Here is an 18,543-nt window from a genome sequence, read left to right as displayed (position 1 = left end):
TAATTGGGTGCTTTTTCTGTTAAGTAAAAAAAGATGATGCGTAAAATGCACAGTTTCGTATTTCCACTTCGCTTTATAGATTATAAGAAGCATTTTAAAAGCATGTGAGTGTGTGTAAATGCCTCTCTTTTAGAGGGAGAGTATGCAAAGTTATGGATCAATTATCATTATTAAACTCAACATTTCCTTTAAGGAGAAGGCTTTTGCAAAATTTTAGGTAATCGCATTGTAATTGTGCTTGTCTTGATAAGATTCATATCAACATTAAGAGTTGTAGAAATATCTCTATCAGGGTGTTTAAATATCGGTTTTCCATATAATACTTAAGGTATCATCAAGCCATTTATGGTAATCGTGTGCTTCTTGATCTGAGGCATGAACAGAGAAAATAAAACCAGGATATCCACCAAATGCTGGTGGAGGTGGTGAGATATGATCAGTTTTAAAGAAAATTATTGTTCTGGTAGTTTGAGGATGTTGTGCAACCTTATCGAGACCTGAAAATCCGCAGAAGCGTCCATACCCATGAAGAGGGATAATGTAATTTGCAGCTACTTTTTTAGCTGGGAGTATATCAGGAAGGTCGGGGGTTTGTTCAGCTAAAGCGGCATTCATACAAAGTTTTGCAAATGAAACCCCTGTGCCTTGCTCCACAATAAAATGGGAGACACCCGATCCACCGATACGAGCACCGATCTCAATGATATAAGGCAAGTTATTGGCATCTAGGCGTAGTTCTACATGGGCAGCACCCATATTTATACCAAGAGCTTTAACCCCAGAGCATGCAACCTCACATAAAGCAATAACGAGAGGATCATCTAGATCACGGCGTTGACGATAAATTGTTTCTTCAAACCATGGTCCTTCCGGTTGTCCTTTGTCGCCAACCGCTAGAACATGTACACCTGCTGTATCAACAAAGCATTCTACAACAAACTCTTTTCCTGACAAATACTGTTCAACAACTAAACCTAAAGGCTTATTTGTATCATTAAAACGTGCCATGTCTTTATGTTGAACATTCCAGACGGCTTTAATGAGATCAGGAAGTTCGGTGGAATTTTTAGCTAACATTACGCCTGTACTTGCCCATCCAGAGATGGGTTTAATGATGAGCGGATAGTCTAAGGCATGCGCTTGTGATAGGTCTTCTGGATTATCTATATAAAGAAATCTTGGTGTTCTAAGTCCTGCTTTAGCAAAAGCTTGACGCATGAGATATTTATTTCGGGTTAATGCTGCTACTTCTGGTTCAATACTTGGAGTATTGATTTTTTTTGCAGCTAAAGCGGTCCATAGGATGGCTTCTTCACGCAGGGTCATAACCCCACAAATATTGCGTTCTTTTACGCCTGCTGCAAAAGCGTCTAGAGCTGCCTCTGGATTATCAAAAATGGGAAGTTGCCAAGTTGAAGTGACTGCTGCAGGTAGCTGAATAGGAGCGTTTTCAGCGGTATCATAGATCATGACTAATTCGATATTAGCGGCTTGTGCTGCTTCAAATATAAAGGGTAGTTTTGCATTGCGTTGGCAAACTAACGCGAGTTTTTTCATTTTATTTCCTCATTAAATTTGGAATTTTTGGAATGGCGTTTCTGTTGCCATTTAGATACCTTTGATGCATCTATAAATAAGAGTGACATCCCTATAACAGCCATCATCATGGTAATTATTTTGATCATGTTGAGAGAAGAGCTCGAGCCGATGATCCATTCGCATGCAACCACTGCAAAAGGAGATAATACGCCAATAGTGTTGGCATATAATACGCCTCCCTCAGCTAAAACTTTTTGATATAATACGTAAACGGGTGCCGAGCAAACAGTTCCTAAAATCAATATCTTCAATATATCTTCTAACTTAAGATATAAGAGTGGAGCAGGATCAAAAATGAATAATGGCATAAACGATGCTGCAGAAATTGTTGTGATCCAAGCCAATGAGGTGAGCAAAGGTAAATTTTTAAGATAACGTTTAGACAATAAGCCATAAGCAGAGTAAGAAAATGCTGCTGTTAAAGCAAGAGCTATGCCTATTAGGCTGTAATATCCCACCTCTACACTGTTTATATTAAATGCTATAGCCGCTACACTGACAATGATCATACCGATAAGCTTGAACCATGAAAACATAAGACTATTCGTCAGTGTTCCCAATATATAGGTAATACCTGGAATAGTAGCAAGCACCATCGTTAAATCACTGGCTTTGAGCGATTTTAATGCACCAAAGCTGCATACAAAATACAGCGAGAATCCTAACACTGAGAGAATTAAAAAAGAAGGTATCATAGAAAGTAATGGTAGGGATCTGAAAACAGCTTTCTCACGAAAAAGTGCCATCAACCATAAAGCGGCGGCAGTTGCACACAACCTCAGTCCAACTGCATGCATGACTGGTATATTGCTCACCAAACTCTTAGATAATAACCAACTTATGGAAAACAATGCGAGAATGGCAAAGGTAAATAAGAATAACCGTCCTTTTAAGAAATTCAACGATTTAATCCCCAATAACGCGCTGTGCATAGTGTGATGTCGAAAAATTAAATCTTGACTGTGAAGTTTGCGGCTTTCCAAGATTATTTTGGATATAATCTTTAGCTCCTGCCAAATAAGCGTCATCATCTAATGTTTCAAGTGCTTCTATATCTTCTATCATCAATGTTATTACTTTTTCAAGACGCTCCAAATCAAATTGAAGATAACCTTGATTTGTTTCAATCAATGCTTTGTTACGCATCAATATTTCAAAAAGTAAGACCCCCGTACCAGCATCGAATGTCATATGCTGATCAGAACCTTTTGGATAACGGAATATGCGTTCTAATAGGACAAACTCCGTTATTTCTTTCCAAAATTTTGGATGATTTTGTAGCATAATACGCACTGTAATTAAATCAACTTTAGTTTCTTCTAGAAGACCTGTAAACCAATTTAATTTTATATACAGATTTTTATCTAATGGCCGCGGTCCAGTATGATGTGCATAGTCATGGTAATAGCCCCACAAACAGCGAGCATCGTAAATGTCTTCCTTAGATAAGTTACGACTATGCAATTGACCGAACAGGAATTTACTATCTCGACCGAGTAAACGTTCAGCTTCCACAATTGTCTGCTTGTTGTAAATATCAAAGAATTTACTGAAAAAAAACAAAGCAAATGCTTGCTTATCAATTTTTTTAGCAGTTGCTACAGATTCTGGAAATAGTACAATGCAATTGCCTTCTAAAAACCCCTTTGATGCTATTCCCATTTTTATACATTGAAATGGTGCTACATAATTATTTGTATATTTTGAGGCGTCAGCCAGATAGGCTGTTTCATGATGATATCCTGTAACTAATTCCAACCGGAATCCTTCTGGATCAGGTCCATTTGTTGCACGCATTGGAGCCAAGAAAAACAAAGGAGCATCTGGTAATGGTGCTTTGAAAGCAGCTAAAGTGTTATCAAATTTAGGAGGGATAGTTAGACCGTTGAGCATCCACTGATGAAGATCATCAGAAGTGATAGCTAAAAGTTCTGGAGATAATCCGTCAATGATATCTACGTGGTGGTTCAACAAAGTGATCAATTCATTGATCATATTACGATTTGCTAAAATTGGTTCTTTAATGCTCCCATCTCGTTCTTGGCGCATACGGAATTTGTCAACCAAGTTAACAATGGAAAGAAGTGCTTCAGATTGTTTCATGATAAGCTGACTTTAGTGAGTGGAGAAAAAAGGCCATTGGCACTTGTCCAAAACTTTCTACAATATTCAGCTTATAGCGGTTTGCCGCGACCGACGTTGTAATACAAGCATCTGCTTTTTCAGCATTACAAAGAACGGCTGCATCAGCATTGCTGTTGGCAAATATTTTGTCGTATTGATGAGCCAAAGATTGAGGGGCAGGATGAGTCGCTACGGTTTTAATTTCATCAGTGTTGTTGCGTTTAGCTAAAACCATAGAGTGAGTAGGCATGATAAAGCTGTCAAATAATTGCATATCATCTAAACGGGTAAATATGAGTGTATGCAAATCAGGGTAAGTAGCACAGCTTAGAAGATAACCATCTTTTTTCTGGACAAGTTCCTCAAAGGCTTCTTCAAGAGTTGCATATAATATAATACGGGATCTTAAGTCAGTGGATGAAATATTTTTATTGTGATTGCCAAGCCACCATTGTGCTGCAGCTGCACAGTTAGTATCTGCAGGGCCAAGTGTATAGATAAAAATATTATTTTCAGATTGCATGATATCTATTCTTTATAATTATGTAAATAAATTTAAACTAGTGCAATATGTATAGTATATGAAGCACAATAAACTAATTAATTTAGTATTTTATAAAATATAGTATTTTATAAAATATATGTATATGTGAAAGAAAATTTACGATACAATTTAGTCTTGTTATTATCCTATCATGCCATAGAACATGGTCGTTTAGGGTAGATATTGAACAGAAAAAATTCTACGCAGGGGGTATTTATTGGATATGTTAGAGAATGATTAAAATGGTTTAAGCGAAGGCGGATGATAGTAAACCGTACTGCTCTATCATTTTGGGGATGAGCAGCGTTTTTGAACTGTTCATATCAATAATGCTATTGTGGGTGGATAATGAGCATAGTGATAAAGCGTGAACATTTTTGCCATAGAATTCAATATATTTAGCTTTTTAATTAAGATAAATACTTTAAAAAATTGTTTTATAGTTGTGATTGTATTGAATATATGAAAGGCAATCATTATTGTCTTGTGTGTTCAATAAAGGATATATTTTAAAATCAGTTTGGATTAGTAAGATTTTTTTCTTGTAAGATAGAGAAAGAGATAAATTTAAATCTTAAATCAGATATATAGAGCTTTGAAAAAAAGTCATTTTTTTGAAATGTCAGAGGTAAAACAATATGCGTGAAATTTTGAATCATTTTGATAGACCTTCGAATAAAAATAGTTCTGTCCAGAAGAGTCAAAATCTTTTATGCCAACCACATCCTAAACGATTTTATAGAGAAGTAAAGATTTCTTGTGAGGAGGGGGGATTTGCGATCTTATTAGATGAACGTCCCGTTAAAACGCCTGCAAAGCGTCATTTTCTTGTACCAACGCAAATGTTTGCTGAATTCATTGCTCAGGAATTTGAGAGCCAAAAGAACGTTGTTGACCCAGCAACAATGCCGATGACACGTCTTGTTAACACTGTTATTGATGGTATCGCTGATGATATGCAGGCTGTTTTTGAAGATTTATTGCGTTTTGTTTCTTGTGATATGATTTTTTATCGTGCAGAAACCCCTAAAGAGTTGGTACAACGGCAATGTAAACAATGGGATCCTTTATTGAATTGGGCAGAAGAAAAACTAGGAGCACGCTTTTATTTGACAGAAGGGCTGATGCATGTGGAACAATCACCAGAAGCACTTCAAGCTGTGAGCCATTATTTACGTAGCGTTGAGTCTCCTTATATGCTTGCAGCACTCCATGTGATGACAACTTTAACGGGATCTGCTCTTATTGCTCTTGCGGTCGCTGCGGGAGAAATTGATGCGGATCATGCTTGGTCTATTGCTCATTTAGATGAAGATTGGATGATGGAACAATGGGAAATGGATAAAGAGACAATGGTACGCCGTGCTCATAAAAAAATTGAATTTAATGCAGCTGTTACAATCGTTACAACTTGTTTATAAGGTTAAAGCTTTTATTTATATATTTTCCTCGATCATTGTATTTTTGTAACTTTTAGAGGATTGGTTTTTACTTTTTCAAGTCCAGGAAACACTTTATCGATTATATTTAAGATTGCGTCGTCATTACCTCGGATAAAATACCATTGGTTATTATGAAGTAGGGCAATAATTTCAGTTTGAATAGAACATTTTTTTCCAGCATTTGTTGTGGTTACAAGCTCTACGGGGATAACAAAATAAGGAATGCCATTATCAAGTTTACCTTCACGTTTTTGTTTTTGGTCAATGTGGATACTTTCAATCTTATAATTTTCTGCCAATTGTTCGATTTGGCCTTTCATGATTTGTTGAAATTGTGATTGACTAAGATTTTTTTTAGCTGTTAAGTGGTTAATAATTTGGGGGGGGATAGCATTTAAAATGGTATCTGCATCGGCATTTTTAAGTGCTTTACTATAAGCAGATGTTGCTTTTTCAAGTTCAAGGGTTATGAGTTTTTGGTTTCTAATTGTATGCGCTAGAGTTGTTGATGGGATAAGGACAATGCATAAAAGAATAGAAATGAGAAAACAAATTCGCGGCATTAGAAACCTTGTTAATTAATTTGAAGAGATTCAAAATGATTATAAAGGAAAAGTAGATAAGCAAAAAGTCTTTTGCACTCTTGCACAAGACGGATATCCACAAAAATGGAGGCTTTCGCCTCCATTTTAAAAATCAAAAGAATGCGTATTTTATTGTTTAAACAGAATAGTACATATCGAATTCAACAGGATGAGGTGTTGTTTCGTAACGCAAGACTTCTTGCATCTTTACTTGAATAAAGGAATTAATCTGATCATCATCAAAAACATCGCCAGCTTTAAGAAAGCCACGATCTTTGTCGAGCGCTTCAAGTGCTTCACGCAGACTTCCCGAAACGGTAGGAATTTCTTTAAGTTCTTTTAAGGGAAGATCATAAAGATCTTTATCCATAGCATGTCCAGGGTGAATTTTGTTTTTGATGCCATCAAGACCAGCCATTAAGAGAGCTGCAAATGCTAAATAGGGATTTGCTGTTGGGTCTGGAAAACGAACTTCTACGCGTTTTGAATTTGGCGAAGAACTCATTGGAATACGGCAAGAAGCAGAACGATTACGAGCCGAATAGGCAAGAAGGACAGGGGCTTCATAACCAGGAACCAAACGCTTATAGGAGTTTGTGGATGGATTGGTAAAGGCATTGATTGCTTTTGCGTGCTTAATAACACCACCGATAAAAAATAAACAGGTTTCTGAGAGTCCGGCATATTCATTTCCCGCAAAGATGGGTTTTCCATCTTTCCAAATGGACATATGGACATGCATTCCTGAGCCATTATCACCAAAAATGGGCTTTGGCATAAAAGTTGCTGTTTTTCCATAACTGTTTGCTATTTGATGCACAACATATTTAAAAATTTGCATCTTATCAGCTTCGCGAACAAGCGTATCAAAACGAATCCCCAATTCATGTTGACCCGCTGCGACTTCATGATGGTGTTTTTCAACCTGCACGCCCATATCTTTGAGTGCTGTGAGCATTTCAGAACGCATATCTTGGCAGGAATCAATCGGTGGAACAGGAAGATAGCCTCCCTTCATTCGTGGACGATGTCCTAGATTGCCTGTTTCATATTCCGTATCATCATTGGAAGGAAGTTCACTTGAATCGAGTTTAAATCCTGTATTGTAAGGGTCTGTTTTATAGCGCACATCATCAAAGATAAAAAACTCTGCTTCTGGACCTATATTGATTGTATCTCCAATACCTAAAGATTTCATATAAACTTCAGCCCTTTTGGCGATAGAACGAGGATCTCTACGATAAAATTCACCAGAAACAGGGTCAAGGATGTCGCAAAATATGACCAAAGTAGACTGAGCAAAAAAAGGATCAATATGCGCTGTTTTGGGATCAGGCATTAAAACCATGTCAGATTCATTAATTGTTTTCCAACCAGCAATTGAAGAACCATCAAACATAACACCATCACTAAAGGTATCCTCGCTGATCTCTGCGATATCCATTGTAATGTGATGCAATTTTCCTCGTGGATCAGTAAAACGTAAATCAACAAAACGGATTTCGTTGTCTGCAATCTGTTTGATAATATCTGATGCGGTTGTCATATTCAATTTCCTTAATATGGCGTTGAGGGTGATAAAGGTGAATTTTTCGTTGTTTATTAAAGAGCATCGATCCCAGTTTCATCAGTTCCTATACGAATGGCATCATCAATGGAAAAGACAAATATCTTTCCATCTCCCATATGTTTTGTTTGAGCTGCTTTGCGTATTGCATCAACAGTTTGCTCCAGTTTTTCATCGGATACAACAATTTCAATCTTTACTTTAGGGAGAAAGTCAACAACATATTTTGTACCACGATAAAGTTCTGTATGGTCCTTTTGACGACCAAAACCTTTTGCTTCTGTGACTGTAATACCATGTAGTCCAATTTTTTGAAGCGCTTCTTTTACTTCATCAAGTTTGAAAGGTTTTATAATGGCTTCAATTTTTTTCATGCTGAAATTATCTCCAACGTTATTTTGTCTTTTTAGACTGCATCACATTATATTGACAACTCTAAGATGTCCAATAGATACTTTGTGCACAAAAACTCGAAAACAATGATGCTCTGTGCTCTTGAAGGAGAGTTTTTTGTAGAATAAAGCGCAATGCTGTTGTTTTGGAAAAAAATCTTACAATTCCTTGTACAGATTAAAATGATATAATGAGAGTATTGTGTTTCTTTTTGTTGAATAATACATTGACTTATAAGGATAATTCAACGTTTCTCATATCGAATGAGAAACTTTAATTGCGTGAGATTTTCTCATTTTAGATCTTTTTATCGTTAATCGATCAAAACAATATCTTTATATATCCTAATCGTACGAGTGTGTGGATAAAAACGGTTAAGAGAGAAATAAAATATGCCCATAATCGACGGCATATCAAATACAATGGCTTTTAGGTAGAAAGGGGGAGTAGCAAATATTGGCAAATATCATGATAGCGGCGTTTTGCTCCATCATAAGTATAAAGATGTTGGTGTACAATAATCGATAATTGATGTATTAAGATACAATTTACAGGGGATGTCGTGAAATAGGCTTGGGAGAAATTGAGAAATATTTCTTTAAAATAAGAGTCTGAAATTGGCAAAGCAAATATCCCGTTGAAGGTTTTCTGTCCTTTCGTGAGGAATGAATCTCGTTAAGGAACGCGATAAGCAAAAACATGAAGCAATATGCAATCTTTTATTATAAGATTTTTTAGGAGATGCTTGTGAGAATCGTCAAGATCAAGATGAATTAAAAGGTGATGGTAAAGATGAAAAATTTTTTATACCTTTAAATCTTCATATTCTTCTCAAATTAGACTGTCTGGTTGTTTCAGATATAAAAAAATAAGAGAAAAGATACACCATTATACGCGCGTTCCTATTGAGCGATACGAAAACTGAAGCAGCTTATAAAGCGCTAAAAATCTTTTCAGTCTTTGTTTTAAACATGCTGTTGCACTGGCATAAGACACATAATTTACAGGCAACAATAAAAGTACAGGCTTTGTTAGTATGCTGTATTTTCAAGGGTAAGCCTTTTTAAGAATTAGAATTGTAGAGAGAGTGGCGCTGTAAAACATCTTTTAGAAATTTTCCCGTATAGGACGCGGGAACCTTAATAATATCTTCAGGACGTCCAATTGCAACGATTTCACCCCCACGATCTCCACCTTCTGGGCCTAAATCAATAATCCAGTCGGCTGTCTTGATAACGTCAAGGTTATGTTCAATGACGATGACAGTGTTGCCTTGCTCGACCAGTTCATGGAGAACTTCAAGAAGTTTAGAAATATCATGAAAATGTAAACCTGTTGTCGGTTCATCTAAAATATAAAGTGTACGTCCCGTTGTTTTGCGTGAAAGCTCTTTTGCAAGTTTTACACGTTGTGCTTCCCCACCAGAAAGCGTGGTTGCTTGCTGTCCTACTTTTATGTAACCCAATCCTACTTTCATGAGGGTTTCCATTTTATTATGAATAGCGGGAACAGCGTGGAAAAATTCCTCAGCCTTTTCGATTGTCATATCTAAAATATCGGCGATAGATTGCCCTTTGAATTTTATTTCTAGTGTTTCTCGATTATAGCGCTTTCCTTTACAGACATCGCAAGTTACATAGACATCCGGTAAAAAGTGCATTTCAATTTTGATGACTCCATCACCTTGGCAGGCTTCGCAGCGTCCTCCTTTAACATTAAATGAAAAACGCCCTGCTTTATAACCACAGGCTTTTGATTCTGGAAGTTCAGCAAACCAGTCACGAATCGGTGTAAAAGCACCTGTATAGGTTGCAGGATTAGAGCGTGGGGTGCGTCCAATGGGGGATTGGTTGATATCGATGACTTTATCAAGAAATTCTAAGCCTTCAATTTTATCATAGCTGGCAGGGCTATGATGACTACCCATGATCTGATGGGATGCTGCTTTGAAAAGCGTTTCAATAAGAAATGTTGATTTTCCTCCTCCAGAAACACCGGTGATGCATGTGAAGGTTCCAAGAGGGATATTTGCACTGATATTTTTAAGGTTATTGCCTTTGGCGCCGATGACTTTAAGGGTTTTTGATTTTGATATTTTGCGTCGCTCTGTCGGCAGTCTAATCGCCATTTTCCCTGAAAGATACTGGCCTGTGAGAGAGGCTGGATTCTCTATAATTTCTTGCGGTGTTCCTTGCGCTATGATTTTACCACCATGAACCCCTGCAGCGGGGCCCATGTCGACAACATGGTCTGCTATGCGAATAGCATCTTCATCATGTTCAACGACAATGACTGTATTACCAAGATCGCGTAAATGGCGTAGCATTTCCAAAAGGCGTTCATTATCACGTTGGTGTAAACCGATGGATGGTTCATCTAAAATATAAAGGACGCCTGTAAGACCAGAACCAATCTGGGAGGCTAACCGAATGCGTTGGCTTTCTCCCCCCGAAAGTGTTCCTGAATTTCGAGATAAGGTAAGATATTCCAATCCTACATGATTTAAAAAAGCTAAGCGTTCGCGAATTTCTTTTAAAATACGTACTGCGATATTGCGTTGTTTTTCCGTAAGATATTGATGGATGTTGGCAAACCAATCATCTGCTTTTAGAATAGAAAGATCTGATATTTGCCCAATATGCATCCCATGGATTTTCACAGCAAGCGCCTCTGGTTTTAAACGATAACCGTGACAAGCTGGGCAAGGGGAAGAAGACATATAACGCTCAATTTCTTCACGGGACCAAGCAGAATCGGTTTCTTTCCAGCGTCTCTCCATATTGGGGATGACTCCTTCAAAAGGTTGAGTCATTTTATGCGAACCAGAATTATTTTTGTAGATAAAAGAAATTTCATTTTTTTTTGTACCGTAGAGAATAGCTTGTTGTGCTTCATGAGAGAGTTCGCACCACTGATTTGTGAGTTTGAAATCGTAAGTTTTTCCTAATGCTTCTAAGGTTTGGCTATAATAAAGTGAATCTGATTTAGCCCAAGGCGCAATGGCGCCATTCTTTAAGGTAAGATTTTTATTGGGTACAACTTTCAATGGGTCCATTGCCTTTTTGATTCCCAATCCATCGCAGAGAGGACAGGCTCCAAAAGGATTATTGAATGAAAAAAGGCGTGGTTCAATTTCAGGGATAGAAAAACCTGATACAGGGCAGGAAAATTTTTCTGAAAAAAGTAGCCGTTTGTGTGTGTCGTTTTTTGACTTATGAGCAGATTCTTTTGTTGTTTCTTTTTGTGCCAAGGGTTGGTCAGCCATTTCAGCAATGGCAAGTCCATTTGCTAGCTGTAAACAGGTTTCTATACTATCAGCCAAGCGAGAGGAGATATCCTTTTGTACAACAATGCGGTCTACCACAACATCGATGTCGTGTTTATACTTTTTATCAAGAGGTGGAATATCAGGGATCTCATAGAATTTCCCATCAACTTTAGCGCGTTGAAAACCTTTTTTTAAAAGCTCGGTTAGCTCTTTTTTATATTCACCCTTTCGTCCTCGCACAAGAGGTGCCATAATGAAAATTCGTGTACCTTCTTGTAAGGACATAATTTGATCCACCATTTGGCTTACCGTTTGGCTTTCGATAGGGAGTCCTGTAGCAGGGGAATGAGGAATACCAATACGTGCAAAAAGGAGACGCATATAGTCGTGGATTTCAGTGACAGTGCCGACCGTTGAACGAGGATTGCGGCTGGTTGTTTTTTGTTCAATGGAGATGGCTGGGGAAAGGCCATCGATACGGTCGACATCGGGTTTTTGCATGACTTCGAGAAATTGGCGTGCATAAGCCGAGAGGCTTTCGACATAGCGGCGTTGTCCTTCAGCGTAAATTGTATCAAAAGCTAAAGATGATTTCCCTGATCCAGAAAGTCCTGTTATAACAATAAGTTTATCACGAGGCAGATCGAGATCAATATTTTTAAGGTTATGCTCACGTGCACCGCGAATGGAGATATATTTTTGATGAGTCATATTTTATCCTTGGTATATGTGACAAAAATTGAGCATCTAAAATGGAATAAAACTGTTTTTGTAGAATTACAATGTGTTTAACTGCTTTAACGCAGAAAGAAGGTATAAGTTTTGTGAAAAAAATACAAATGAGCAGCTTTTTATTCTCTAGTGATGGAATAAACTATGCGTCGTTATCATATTTTGTTATAATTACACGGATCCAATATTGGGAAAGGATAGCAACGTCCATATTAAAGGTTAATTACAGACATGTAAATTGAAAGTTAAGATGGTTATAACTGTTCTATAAAGACTATTTACGAATTAAAATTTTGGAGTTTATGCGATGGCTGGTAGCCTTAATAAAGTTATTTTGATTGGTAATCTCGGGTCAGATCCTGAAATCCGCCGTTTGAATTCTGGTGATCAAGTGGCAAATTTGCGTATTGCTACTTCGGAAAGTTGGCGTGATCGGAATACAAATGAGCGAAAAGAACGCACCGAGTGGCATAATATTGTTATTTTTAATGAGAACCTTGTCAAAATTGCAGAGCAATATTTAAAAAAGGGGAGCAAAATTTATATTGAGGGACAGTTACAGACACGGAAATGGCAAGACCAAAATGGAAATGATCGTTATACAACGGAGGTTGTTTTGCAAAAATACCGTGGTGAATTACAAATGCTTGATGGGCGCGGGGGAGCTAGTGGAGAGCAAGGAGCAAGTCAAGGGGGCAGTTACAGTGGTGGCTTTGCGGATAGTAGCTCAAATCAGAGAAATACTTTTGGCCAAAATAATAGCCAAATGGAAGAAAGTTTTTCTCACAAATTAGATGATGACGTACCTTTCTAAGAGTCTTTAAATTTACAGTATTACGATTTCTTTATGGTTTGTTTGTTTCAGATTTTTGAAGTTTAGCAGAGTGGAAGCTGTTTATTATTATTGGTAATTTTTAATATAAATTAATAACATCTTGAAAAATATTGTTAAATTTTTCCTTTGTTATGGGAGAGAAATTAGCATTCTGGTGTGTTTTTCGATATAAACAAAGTGAAATGATTCTTTTTTGAAAGTTTTAAAATTGTGACCGATCTTACTCCACAGCTAGAACGTGATGTGCTGACCGGTATTGAGCCAATCAGCATTATTGATGAAATGCAACGCTCTTATCTCGATTATGCGATGAGCGTAATTGTTTCGCGTGCACTCCCTGATGTCCGTGATGGTCTTAAACCTGTTCATCGACGTATCCTTCATGCTATGAATGAGATGGGGCTTGTTTTTAATAAGCCGTATCGTAAATCTGCTGGTGTTGTTGGGGAGGTTATGGGGAAATTCCATCCCCATGGTGATGCTTCAATTTATGATGCTTTGGTGCGTATGGCGCAGGACTTCTCTTTGAGAAATCCATTGATTGATGGTCAGGGAAATTTCGGTTCCGTGGATGGTGATCCACCTGCGGCAATGCGTTACACGGAGTGTCGTTTAGAAAAAGTTTCAGAAGCGCTTTTAGCTGATATTGATAAAGATACTGTTGATTTTCAAGATAATTATGATGGGCGTGAACGTGAACCGATTGTTTTACCAGCGCGTTTCCCTAATCTTTTGGTTAATGGATCAGGGGGGATTGCTGTGGGAATGGCAACCAATATTCCCCCCCATAATCTTGGTGAAGTTGTTGATGGTTGTATCGCTCTGATTGATAATCCCAGTATCACACTCGATCAAATCATTGAAATTATTCCTGGTCCAGATTTTCCTACAGGGGGGATTATCCTCGGCCATTCTGGGGTCCGTTCAGCTTATGAAACAGGGCGTGGCTCAATTATTATGCGTGCTAAAGTTGATATTGAAGAAATTCGCAGCGGCAGGCAGGCAATCATTGTGAGTGAGATTCCTTATCAGGTTAATAAGGCAACGATGATTGAGAAAATGGCCGAATTGGTACGTGATAAACGCATTGAGGGAATCTCTGATTTGCGTGACGAATCTGATCGTGATGGCTATCGTGTCGTTATTGAGTTGAAGAAAGATGTTGTTGCGGAAGTTGTTTTAAACCAATTATATCGTTATACGCCGCTGCAAACTTCCTTTGGTTGTAATATGGTTGCATTGAACGGGGGAAAACCTGAACAAATGACGTTGCTGGATATGCTTCGTGCATTTGTTTCTTTCCGGGAAGAGGTTGTTAGTCGGCGAACAAAATATCTTTTGCGTAAAGCCCGTGAACGGGCCCATGTTTTGGTTGGTCTTGCTCTTGCGGTTGCCAATATTGATGAAATTATAGCGCTTATTCGTAAAGCTCCTGATCCACAGACAGCACGTACACAATTAATGGAGCGACGCTGGCCAGCAATGGATGTTGCACCTTTGATTAAACTTATTGATGATCCCCGTCATATTATTCATGAGGATGGTACTTATAATCTTTCTGAAGAACAGGCGCGTGCTATTTTAGAATTGCGCTTACAAAGGTTGACAGCCCTTGGACGTGATGAAATCGCTGATGAGTTGAATAAAATTGGCGTGGATATTGCTGATTATCTTGATATCTTGGCATCACGTGTACGCATTATGGGTATTGTTAAAGACGAGTTGAGTACTCTTCGTGAGGAATTTGCAACGCCGCGACGGAGCGTATTTGGTTTTGGTAGCGCTGAGATGGAGAGTGAAGATCTTATCGCGCCAGAGGATATGGTGGTAACGGTGAGCCATAGTGGCTATATTAAGCGTGTCCCTCTTAATACCTATCGTGCACAGCGCCGTGGCGGTAAGGGACGTTCTGGTATGTCGACGAAAGATGAGGATTTTGTCACGCGTTTGTTTGTCGCCAATACGCATACTCCGGTTCTTTTCTTTTCCTCAAGGGGGATTGTTTATAAGGAAAAAGTTTGGCGACTACCGTTAGGGACACCGCAATCGCGCGGACGGGCTTTGATCAATATGCTTCCCTTACAACAAGGCGAACGCATTACAACGATTATGCCTTTGCCAGAAGATGAAGCAAGCTGGAGCGCATTGGATATCATGTTTGCGACAACACGTGGAACTGTGCGTCGTAATAAGTTATCAGATTTCGTTCAGGTTAATCGTAATGGTAAAATTGCCATGAAACTTGATGAAGAAGATGAGATTCTTTCTGTTGAGACCTGTATGGAACATGATGATGTTGTTCTCACAACAGCGAATGGACAATGTATCCGTTTTCCAGTGGTAGATGTTCGTGTTTTTGTAGGGCGTAATTCTGTAGGGGTTCGTGGTATCAATTTGGCTCAAGGCGATAAAGTCATTTCGATGACAATCTTAGAACATGTTGAGGCGACATCCATTGAGCGTTCTGCTTACATTAAACGTGTGATGAATGAACGGCGTGTTGCTGGTGTTGATATAGAGGATATTGTAACTCTGGATGAAGAAGATGCAGGAATGGAGACAGAGTTAACAGATGAACGTTATGCAGAACTTCATGCACGTGAACAAATGCTTTTAACGGTGAGTGAATTTGGTTATGGTAAACGCTCTTCTTCCTATGAGTTCCGGATTTCGGGACGTGGTGGAAAAGGGATTCGTGCAACGGATCCCTCTAAAACAGCTGAAATTGGTAAATTAGTAGCGGCTTTTCCGGTCAAAGCGCAAGATCAAATTATGTTGGTATCAGATGGGGGACAGCTTATTCGCGTCCCTGTTGAGGGAATTCGTACGGCAGGGCGCTCAACGAAGGGTGTGACAATTTTTAATACAGCCAAAGGTGAAAGAGTCGTATCGGTTGAGCGTATTTCTGAGCCTGAAGATGATACGAGTTCATTAGAAGATGAAGGTGAAAAGCATTCCGATAAAGTTGATATGAGCGAAGAAAAATAATTTGGAAGAGGGTGGAATGAAATCATGAAAATTGCTCTTTATGCAGGTTCCTTTGATCCTCTTACAAACGGTCATCTTGATGTTTTAAAGGGGTGTTTTGTGTTAGCTGATAAAGTGGTCGTCGCTATAGGTATACACGCTAATAAAAAGACACTCTTTAGCTTTGAAGAGCGTGTTGGTTTCATTACGCAGGTAGGGAAAGACGTGTTCAGTGCAGATTTTAATCGTTTGCAGGTTCTTTCATTTAATAATCTTCTCATTGAGAAGGCGCGTGAAGTTGGTGCTTCATTTCTCATTCGTGGGTTGCGTGATGGGACTGATCTTGATTATGAAATGCAAATGGCAGGGATGAATGGCATTATGGCTCCTGAATTGCAAACTGTTTTTTTGCCAGCAAGCGTTTCTGGACGTGCGATAACGTCTACATTGGTCCGTCAAATTGCCTCTATGGGAGGGGATGTGACACCATTTGTGCCGCCCAATATTGCACAAGCTTTGCGTTTAAAATTTCAGTCTTTTAGGGAAGAATAATTGTGTCTCGTAGATTTTTTGCTGTTTTGATATGTGTTTTTTGCTTTTTTTCATTGTCCGCTGTTGCTGATAATTCTAACTCAGCAACTGATGCAGGCCTGCTTGTTTTATCTCTCAAAGATGGTGATGTTATTATTCGTTTGCGTTCTGATTTGGCGCCAAAACATGTTGCGCAAATCAAAAAGCTAACAGAGGAGGGGGCTTATAATAATGTTGTGTTTCATCGCGTTATTCCTGGCTTTATGGCACAAACTGGTGATGTAAAGTTTGGAAAAAAAGGCAGTAGAGATTTTGATTTGAAAAGCGTTGGTATGGGAGGTTCAAATTATCCCAATATACCGGCTGAGTTTTCAAAGCAGCCGTTTAGGCGCGGTACTGTTGGGATGGCACGTTCACAAGATCCAAATTCGGCTAATTCTCAATTCTTCATTTGTTTTGATGATGCGCCTTTTTTAAATGGCCAGTATACGGTTGTTGGGGAGGTCATAAAGGGGATGGATATTGTTGATAAAATTAAAAAAGGCACCACAAGTAATAATGGATCTGTAATAAATCCTGATGTTATTTATGCTGCCACTTTACAAACTGAGAGATAAATCAAAGGAGTTTCCATATGGCTGAGAATAAAAATCTAGAGAATACTTTGATCCTTGAAACAACGAAGGGCAGAGTTGTTATTGAGCTTTTTTCTGATTTAGCGCCTTGTCATGTTGCACGTATTAAAGAACTGGTCCGTGAAGGTGCTTATGATAATGTTATTTTCCATCGCGTTATTGATGGTTTTATGGCACAGACTGGTGATGTGCAATTTGGAAAGAAGGATGGTGAAAAATTTAATTTATCACGTGCGGGGATGGGTGGTTCAGAAAAACCAGATTTAACGGCAGAGTTTTCAAATCTTTCTCATAAGCGTGGTACAGTTTCTATGGCACGGAGTCAGAATCCAAATTCCGCTAATTCCCAGTTTTTTATTTGTTTTGAAGATGCTCTGTGGCTTGATCGTCAATATTCCATATGGGGTAAGGTCGTTGAAGGTATGGAAAATGTTGATAAAATTAAGCGCGGTGAACCTGTTATCGATCCTGATGCAATTACCAAAGCTGTTATTGCTGCGGATGCAACATAGTATAAGTCATACGCATTTCAATTATAAATTGTCTAAAAAAAATACTCTTTTCTGAGCAATAAAAGTATACGAAATTCTAATATCATGCTTCCCTTTCATATTCTTGAGTTAAGAATTCTCTATTATTCTCTTCAATCCATTGCTGGTCTCTTAATAGTTTTGTTATTTTCCTGAAAAAGAACGTGCTTTTGTTGCGGTTTTTATATCAACATCTCATTCCAATGCTGCAGCATGTTCGAAATATATATTGAGACGGGTAAAAGCTTGGCTGCTTCAATGTTCATATGCAAGGTGAAAGAGCGAGTGTATTGTGTATATTCTTATTGGTATAATTCCTAAAACAGGAAGGTTGTCTAATTTGGGAAGAATATAAAGGCGTAAAAGTGAACAAAAAAAGTTAATCTTGCCATTTTCTTTTTAATTCAGCTTTACTTTTTTCAAAATCATTTAAAGCCGTATCTTTTAAATGGCAAAGATTATGTATGGTCTTACGCTTTTGTTTTTCTCGTTTTTTATGGAGGAATGCTTTAAACGGAATACACTTGTGTTGCATATTTATGCGCTTGTTTTAAAGAAATATGCTCTGAGCATATCTAATTCCATTTCTTGAATAATCTAACGGTAAAGCCGCCGCTATGAGTTATATAAAACTTATTGAGTAGCACCATCTTTACGCTTAATAGCTTAATAAAAGAGTAAGAAGGCTCCATCACACACTTTGCCAGTTCTTGAGGTTGCGACAGTTCTTGGCATTTGAGGGTATTTACAAGTAGCATTTTTAGTTTTCTTGTACCGTTTTACTCCACATGG

Annotated in this window: 14 protein-coding genes; 6 read left to right on the top strand and 8 right to left on the bottom strand. The window is 38.2% G+C overall.

Annotated features, from left to right (window positions below; genetic code table 11):
* Positions 1 to 297 precede the first annotated feature (297 nt).
* The 4 genes from PVV70_RS05395 to PVV70_RS05380 are packed head-to-tail and all read right to left on the bottom strand — an operon-like array spanning position 298 to position 4,246.
* Positions 298 to 1,557 carry an acetyl-CoA carboxylase biotin carboxylase subunit family protein gene (locus tag PVV70_RS05395; RefSeq protein WP_273758266.1) on the bottom strand — a complete coding sequence of 420 codons (1,260 nt, stop codon included), beginning with the start codon at positions 1,555 to 1,557 and terminating at the stop codon, positions 298 to 300.
* Entirely contained in the window at positions 1,554 to 2,501 is a 948-nt protein-coding gene (locus tag PVV70_RS05390) for a DMT family transporter (protein WP_273758265.1), read from the bottom strand. The genes PVV70_RS05395 and PVV70_RS05390 overlap by 4 nt, the downstream gene beginning before the upstream one ends.
* Positions 2,502 to 2,505: 4 nt before the next feature.
* The gene (locus tag PVV70_RS05385) at positions 2,506 to 3,702 is read right to left on the bottom strand and encodes a DUF6421 family protein (RefSeq protein ID WP_273758264.1); all 1,197 of its coding nucleotides are present in this window, start codon (positions 3,700 to 3,702) and stop codon (positions 2,506 to 2,508) included.
* The gene (locus PVV70_RS05380; RefSeq protein WP_273758263.1) at positions 3,689 to 4,246 is read right to left on the bottom strand and encodes a prephenate dehydratase domain-containing protein; all 558 of its coding nucleotides are present in this window, start codon (positions 4,244 to 4,246) and stop codon (positions 3,689 to 3,691) included. The genes PVV70_RS05385 and PVV70_RS05380 overlap by 14 nt, the downstream gene beginning before the upstream one ends.
* A gap of 659 nt (positions 4,247 to 4,905) precedes the next feature.
* On the opposite strand from PVV70_RS05380, the gene PVV70_RS05375 reads away from it, so the two are divergent.
* Positions 4,906 to 5,688 (top strand): ATP12 family chaperone protein, encoded by a 783-nt coding sequence (locus tag PVV70_RS05375; protein WP_273758262.1) that lies wholly within the window; start codon positions 4,906 to 4,908, stop codon positions 5,686 to 5,688.
* Between the two features lie 32 nt (positions 5,689 to 5,720).
* On the opposite strand, the gene PVV70_RS05370 is transcribed toward PVV70_RS05375, so the two are convergent.
* The 4 genes from PVV70_RS05370 to uvrA form a co-directional block, all read right to left on the bottom strand.
* Positions 5,721 to 6,272, bottom strand: a complete 552-nt coding sequence (locus PVV70_RS05370) for a hypothetical protein (RefSeq protein WP_273758261.1) — start codon at positions 6,270 to 6,272, stop codon at positions 5,721 to 5,723.
* 157 nt (positions 6,273 to 6,429) lie between these two features.
* Positions 6,430 to 7,839 carry a type I glutamate--ammonia ligase gene (gene glnA, locus PVV70_RS05365; RefSeq protein ID WP_273758260.1) on the bottom strand — a complete coding sequence of 470 codons (1,410 nt, stop codon included), beginning with the start codon at positions 7,837 to 7,839 and terminating at the stop codon, positions 6,430 to 6,432.
* Between the two features lie 56 nt (positions 7,840 to 7,895).
* Positions 7,896 to 8,234 carry a P-II family nitrogen regulator gene (locus tag PVV70_RS05360; RefSeq protein WP_273758259.1) on the bottom strand — a complete coding sequence of 113 codons (339 nt, stop codon included), beginning with the start codon at positions 8,232 to 8,234 and terminating at the stop codon, positions 7,896 to 7,898.
* Positions 8,235 to 9,316: 1,082 nt separating this feature from the next.
* Positions 9,317 to 12,232 carry an excinuclease ABC subunit UvrA gene (uvrA, locus tag PVV70_RS05355; RefSeq protein WP_273758258.1) on the bottom strand — a complete coding sequence of 972 codons (2,916 nt, stop codon included), beginning with the start codon at positions 12,230 to 12,232 and terminating at the stop codon, positions 9,317 to 9,319.
* Positions 12,233 to 12,560: 328 nt separating this feature from the next.
* Between uvrA and ssb the strand changes: the two genes are divergently transcribed.
* From ssb to PVV70_RS05330, 5 genes are all read left to right on the top strand, one after another.
* Positions 12,561 to 13,067, top strand: a complete 507-nt coding sequence (gene ssb, locus PVV70_RS05350; protein WP_273758257.1) for a single-stranded DNA-binding protein — start codon at positions 12,561 to 12,563, stop codon at positions 13,065 to 13,067.
* A gap of 231 nt (positions 13,068 to 13,298) precedes the next feature.
* Entirely contained in the window at positions 13,299 to 16,076 is a 2,778-nt protein-coding gene (gyrA, locus tag PVV70_RS05345; RefSeq protein WP_273758256.1) for a DNA gyrase subunit A, read from the top strand.
* A 24-nt stretch (positions 16,077 to 16,100) separates the two neighbouring features.
* Positions 16,101 to 16,607: a pantetheine-phosphate adenylyltransferase gene (coaD, locus tag PVV70_RS05340; RefSeq protein WP_273758255.1), complete on the top strand. Its 507-nt coding sequence runs from the start codon at positions 16,101 to 16,103 to the stop codon at positions 16,605 to 16,607.
* A gap of 2 nt (positions 16,608 to 16,609) precedes the next feature.
* Positions 16,610 to 17,203: a peptidylprolyl isomerase gene (locus tag PVV70_RS05335; protein WP_273758254.1), complete on the top strand. Its 594-nt coding sequence runs from the start codon at positions 16,610 to 16,612 to the stop codon at positions 17,201 to 17,203.
* Positions 17,204 to 17,220: 17 nt separating this feature from the next.
* The gene (locus PVV70_RS05330; protein ID WP_273758253.1) at positions 17,221 to 17,733 is read left to right on the top strand and encodes a peptidylprolyl isomerase; all 513 of its coding nucleotides are present in this window, start codon (positions 17,221 to 17,223) and stop codon (positions 17,731 to 17,733) included.
* The last annotated feature ends 810 nt before the right edge of the window (positions 17,734 to 18,543 follow it).

The organism is Bartonella sp. AU55XJBT, from assembly GCF_028618525.1.
This window is presented reverse-complemented; position numbering and strand designations above follow the sequence as displayed.